This is a genomic window from Paenibacillus rigui (assembly GCF_002234615.1).
Classification (GTDB): Bacteria; Bacillota; Bacilli; order Paenibacillales; family NBRC-103111; genus Paenibacillus_S; species Paenibacillus_S rigui.
The window spans coordinates 1-6,176 of sequence record NZ_NMQW01000096.1; the positions used below are offsets into that span (position 1 = coordinate 1).

Sequence of the window (6,176 nt, forward strand, 5' to 3'; positions counted from 1 at the left end):
CTTAGTCTCGGGGTCTCGGATATGTGTATAAGAGCCAGCTTGTTTGACGCTTACGAAAAACTTCCTCAGAAAATGCACGCGCTTACATATGAAATCGAATCTCACTCATGTCCTCCGGGATCGATAGACCTGAACTAAAAAGGAGAGATTGCTTTGTTTCAAGGAAATATATCGGCTCGATTCAAAATGATTTACGGCGTCGTGTTTCTGCTGATCATTACTTCCACTGTCTGGTTGTCCTACTTAAGCTCCAAGGGGAGCTTGGAGGAGCAGCTGAAGGATACGAACATTGCCTTGCTCCATTTGAGCCAGCAAAAAATCGAGATGATTCTTCGTGAGATCGATACGAACACCATTAACTTTATTCAGGAGCCGGAGGTAGCGTTTTTTTTGAACGGCCGCTATACCAATGATGATCTGCGGTTTAATCATTTTAATGTTCTGAATGCCAAATTCAAAGTGCTGATGAATGCGAACAGCAATATATCTTCTTTCTACCTATATTCGATGCAAAATAAAAGCCTGCTGACGGATAGCATTTTTGCGGATGAAGCGGATTTCTACGATATGAACTGGCTTCAGCCATTTCAGAACATGCAAAGATACCAGCAATGGCTCGGTACACGCAAAATTACCGAAATCAGCTCCGGCTTTCAGCTGGATAAAAATGTGATGACACTCGTACGGCAATTTCCGTTAATCAGCAACCCTCAGTACCGCAAAGGGGCTATCATCGTCAATGTAGATGAGCGTACGGTAGCGAGCCTCATCGCAGATGTTGACAAGCAGAGGCCCGGACAGACCTTGATCGTCAATGAACAGGGAATAATTATATCTTCGCAAAATAAAGCGCAGCTGTTTCAGCCCTTAACCCGTATTGAAGCGGCTCCAGGCTTGGAGCAATTGAATGGCAGCGGCTATACGATGAAGAGCACGAAGGAAGGCAGCTTTACAACTTTTTATGTGTCGTCCTCATACAACGGCTGGAAATATATCAGTATCGTGCCGAACCCGGAGATGAACCGTCCGCTCCAAATTATTCGAAACCTGCTTTATGCTATCGCGGCAGGGATGTTCGTCGTTGCGCTTGTGCTCGTCTATGCGGTAAGCAATTATACGTTCCGTCCGTTGGAGCGGTTTTTTCGGTCATTTGCGGAGAAAAAAACCGGACGTCCTGCGGATCTTACGTATTTGGAAAAGTTTTTCAAGCAGATGATGTCGGATAACGAATCGCTGCAAAAGCAAATGCATGAAAGCTTGCCTGCTTTAAAATGGCGCTTGATCATGAGCCTACTGATGGCCGATAAAACGAATTACAACCGAATGCGCAAATATTTGGATTTGCTGGGCATCCAGCTATACGAATCGTGCTTCGTCGTGCTGGTGATTGAGCTGGACCGTCAGCAGGATGCGGTCTCCCCGAGAGACGTGTATTTATTCACCTATGCTATAAGCAATGTTGCAGAGGAGCTGGTTTCTGGGGTGTGCAAAGGGGTTTCGGTGGAGATCAGTGACGGAAGCGTAGCCGTCATTATGAGCTTCGAGGAAGACGATCCGCAGGGCAGTCAAATTACGGCGCTTCAGGTGGCCGACCTGGTCAAAAATTATGTATCCACCCATTTCAAGCAGACTGTAACGATAGGCGTCGGAAGTCCTCATGTTCAGCTGGAGGGAATACACAAATCATACCAGGAAGCATTGCATGCATTAAAATACAAGCTGATTATGGGTATCAATACGGTTATCTGCATCGATGATATTGCGGGGAATCATAACGATAAATTTTATCGGATATGGGCGATGGGGGACTCGGTCGTCGGGGTTATCCGCGATACGGAGCAAGCGAAGCTTGAAGTACAGCTTCGAAAGCTGTTCGATGAAATGGTGGCGAGCAATGTCCCACCTGAAATGGTCAAGCAAATGTGCATCCAGTTGATTATGAAATCAATCAAAGCCCTATCCGATAAAGGCTTGGACAGCAAGGAATTCCTCGATCCGAAGGAAAATATATATCTCCAGATTGATACGTGTGCCACTGTCGAGGATATCCAAACCTATATCGCGGGATTTCTTCGTCAGCTCATTGTGCGAACCGAGGAGAAGCGGGAGGCAAAGGCAGGTAACGATACCGTCAAGCAGATTGTGACTTATTTGGAGCAGCATTACATGGACAGCGATTTGTCTCTCAATTTACTTGCGGAGAAATTCAATCTGAGTGTTCCTTATTTGAGCAAGCTGTTCAAGGAATCGACGGAAACGAATTTCATGGATTGTTTAATCCGCATTCGGATGGAAAAAGCGAAGGAGCTGCTCTTGGATCCTAAGCTCAAAATTCAAAGCATTGCAGAGCTCGTTGGGTATAACAACCCTCAAAGCTTTATTCGCATCTTCAAAAAGGTTACCGGCCAAACACCCGGCGAATATAGGGGAAATCGGCTCCGGTAGGCCGTAAGCTTAAAAATGGTGAAGACCCTAAAAAGTGAATATTTCCAACCTGGCTCGTATGCACTTACGATAAACGTGTGATTCGCAGAGCAGAGAAGAAGGGAGGTGGAGCATTTGAATTCACGAATCGGCGAAGCGGCAGGACAGACGGGTGTCACAGCTTCCACACAGTCTCAAAGATTCAGGACTGTATGGAAATCCGTCAAACGAGACAAGTACCTGTACATGCTGCTGCTTCCAATCCTGGTTTACTATGTTGTTTTTAAGTACACACCGATGTTCGGTGAAGTCATTGCATTCAAAAATTACCGGTTTGCCGATGGGATTTGGGGGAGCAAGTGGGTTGGACTGAAGCATTTCGAACGGTTATTTACGAGTCCTGATTTTTTTAACGTACTGAAAAACACATTGCTGTTAAATGTATACAGTATCGTGTTTGCATTTCCCGTGCCGATCGTGCTGGCCATTTTGTTGAATGAGGTTCGGATCGAATGGTACAAGAGGACGATACAGAATTTGCTGTATATTCCGCATTTTATTTCGTGGGTTGTACTCGGGGGCATCGTTATTGCCCTTCTATCGCCGTCCACAGGCATCGTAAACACCGTAATGAAGTCACTGGGCATGGAGCCGATTTATTTCATGGCCAGCAATTTTTGGTGGCCGATCATGTTCATCCTGTCGGGAATTTGGCAGAGTGCAGGCTGGGGAACGATTCTGTATCTTGCCGCAATGGCAGGCATTGATCCGCAGCTGTATGAGGCCGCCAAGATCGATGGGGCCGGGAAACTGCGGCGCATTTGGCATATAACTCTTCCAGGTATCCGGAGCACAATTGCCATTCTACTTATTTTGCGCGTCGGCCAAATGATGGATGTCGGCTTCGAGCACATTTTTATTTTGCAGAACAAAGCGGTGTATGAGGTATCGAATGTGATCAGTACGTATGTGTATCATGTAGGTCTTGAAGGGTCTCAATACAGTTATACGACGGCATTAGGGCTGTTCCAGTCCATTATCGGCCTCATTCTCATCGTAGGTGTCAATAAAATCATCAAGGCCATGGGCGAGAACGGGCTGTGGTGAGAAGGAAGGAGGGAGTCGATTGACCGGTAAATCAACCCGATCCGTGAAGCTGCTGTATAGTCTTGTTTACGTTTTGCTGGCATTTCTTGCCGTACTCACCTTATTTCCGTTCCTAAACGTCCTCGCAGTGTCGATGAGCGGCTCGCGAGCTATTAGCTCCGGGGAAGTGCTCCTGTGGCCGAAGGACATCACTTTTTCTTCCTTCAGTAATCTCATCGAAGACGGGCAGCTGCTGAATGCAATGAAGAATACACTGCTGATTACAGTTGTGGGGACTGCATTGAACATCGTATCCACGATCATCGCCGCATATCCTCTAAGCCGGAGGCGGTTGAAGGGGCGTACGTTCTTCTTGATGCTAATTACCTTCACCATGCTGTTCGGCGGTGGATTGATCCCCAACTATATTCTAATCAAAACGCTAGGCATTATGAATTCATACTGGGCGCTCTGGCTGCCGGGATTGTTAAGCACGTACAACTTTTTCGTTATGAAGACGTTCTTCGAGAATTTGCCTGCCGAGCTGGAAGAATCCGCTGCCATCGACGGAGCGAATGACTTAATTATTATTTGGAAATTAATTTTGCCGCTGTCCCTTCCGATCCTTGCTGCGCTTACTTTGTTCTACGCCGTAGGGTGGTGGAATTCGTACATGAACGTACTGATGTATATTACAAGCTCAGGGAAGCAATCGCTGATGGTCAAGCTGCTGCAGATGATTGATACGACAAGCCAGAATTTGCTCAACGCCAATGCCACGAACGGCAGTGAGGGGGCCACGATGCAAGCGCTTGTTTCGCCTGAGGGAATTCGTGCCGCTGCCATTATTATTTCCGTCGCGCCGATCCTGTGCGTGTATCCTTTTTTGCAAAAATATTTTGTCAAGGGCGTGCTGATAGGTTCGCTTAAAGGCTAAGTGCAGCTGGGGTCATCTTATACGTCTGAATCCAACCGCTGGGAGGCGAAAAGTTTATGTTCAAACGCAAAAATTTGGCTGTCTTGCTGGGCGTTACCGTATGTACGACGCTGATTGCAGCCTGTTCCTCGAACGGAGAAACGGGGCAGAGCGGGGAATCAGGCAAGGATGCTGGCAGTAAGAAACCGGGAGAGGTCAGCATCTCCATCCTGGATCGAGGTCAAGTGGCAAGCGATGAAGGAACGTATGAGAGCAACCGGGTGACCAAATATATCAATGAGAAATCGGGTCTTCATGTGAAGTGGGTTCCCATCTTACGTACGCAGTCCACTCAAAAGCTGAACACGCTGATTGCGGCAGGCGAAGCGCCGGATCTGATGTGGGAATTCTCGCGGGACTATATGTCCAATTTGAAGGACCAAGGGGCGATTCAACCGATTGATGACTATATTGAGAAATACAGCACCAGCTACAAGGCCTATCTGAAAGCGCATCCAGAACTGAAGCCCTACACGATGTTGGACGGCAAAACGTATATCGCTACCAGTGCGAGGGGGATTGATGCGATTGCCAACCATGCCATGTGGATCCGTCAGGATTGGCTTGATAAGCTGGGGCTCAAAACACCGACGACCATGGATGAGCTGATGGTGGTTATGCGGACTTTCAAGGAGAAGGATCCGGACGGTAACGGGAAAAATGATACGCTTGGGGCGGCTTTCAACTTTAACTACACCGGCATTATTCAGGCGATGTATGCTGCGCAAGGCGGATTATGGTATTTGGAAAATGATAAAATTGTCAAGGGAAACTTCACTGATCGGTACACCGATGTGCTGGCCGTGCTGAAGACGATGTTCGACGAGGGCTTGGTTGATAAAGAATACATTACCGATAAGAATTTCCAGAAGGAGCGGCAGCTGTTCGTGACCGGTAAAGCCGGAGTGTACTTCGCGAGCTGGAATATTCCGTCCGAATACCGGGAGCTTAAGCAAAATGTACCCGAAGGCAAACTGGTACCTCTGGAGCCTGTATCGACGAAATACGGGAAGTTCGGTCTGTTTCAGGAACCGCCTGCAAACCGTTTGATCGTATTTAACAAAAATATGAAGGATCCGAAAGCGGCGATCCAGCTGCTGGATTGGCTCATTGATAAAAACTGGTTCGACGTCCGTTTTGGTCAAGAGGGAGTGCATTACAAGCTGGTCAATGGCGTGCCTCAAGCCATCGATGCGGAGAAAAACAAGAAAGAAATCATCTATGCACCGGAATATGCGGTTGTCGATCAATACAGTCCGAAGCCGGAGGACTTCCCCATCATGGCGGCACAGGATGCGATATCCCAAGAGTATGCAAAGGTTCAGGGGGAATCCTTGAAGGTCGCAATGAAAAATAAATTCCGGCGAGACCTGCCGTTCAATCCGACGTTTCCGGAATTAAGCGAGACCCAAACCTCCTTCTCCCCGCTGTCCGAAGAGATTGAGACGAAAGTAATCACAGGAGGCGCCCAATATTCTCCGCAATGGGGATTGGAGCAGCTTCGCAAGGAATGGAAGCGTCTTGGCGGGGATAACGTAGATAAGCTGGCCCAGGACTGGTATCAGAAAAACGTAAAGGGCAAGTAGGCAGAAGCAGGAGCGGGTTCCGTCTAGGATGGTTGAAACAAATGCTTTTTGAGATGTTGAACCCGCCTTTGTATATAGTTAATTGAATCAATTTCATAATGATT

General features: G+C 47.5%; 4 protein-coding genes. All 4 read left to right on the forward strand.

Going from position 1 to position 6,176, the window contains the following annotated elements; translation table 11 throughout:
• Nucleotides 1–153: 153 nt before the first annotated feature.
• The 4 genes from CF651_RS31780 to CF651_RS31795 all read left to right on the forward strand — a co-directional run bounded on the left by CF651_RS31780 (nt 154) and on the right by CF651_RS31795 (nt 6,072).
• A complete protein-coding gene (locus CF651_RS31780; protein ID WP_094018878.1) occupies nt 154–2,445 on the forward strand; it encodes a helix-turn-helix domain-containing protein in 2,292 nt (763 codons plus the stop codon).
• A 105-nt stretch (nt 2,446–2,550) separates the two neighbouring features.
• Nucleotides 2,551–3,531, forward strand: a complete 981-nt coding sequence (locus CF651_RS31785) for an ABC transporter permease (RefSeq protein ID WP_425436379.1) — start codon at nt 2,551–2,553, stop codon at nt 3,529–3,531.
• A 19-nt stretch (nt 3,532–3,550) separates the two neighbouring features.
• Nucleotides 3,551–4,447, forward strand: coding sequence for a carbohydrate ABC transporter permease (locus tag CF651_RS31790; protein WP_245856239.1), 897 nt, complete (start codon nt 3,551–3,553; stop codon nt 4,445–4,447).
• 56 nt (nt 4,448–4,503) lie between these two features.
• The gene (locus tag CF651_RS31795) at nt 4,504–6,072 is read left to right on the forward strand and encodes an extracellular solute-binding protein (protein WP_094018879.1); all 1,569 of its coding nucleotides are present in this window, start codon (nt 4,504–4,506) and stop codon (nt 6,070–6,072) included.
• Nucleotides 6,073–6,176: the final 104 nt, after the last annotated feature.

Coding starts and splice junctions, on each gene's coding strand:
- CF651_RS31795 (WP_094018879.1), top strand. CDS start 4,504: ATGTTCAAACGCAAAAATTTGGCTGTCTTGCTGGGCGTTACCGTATGT.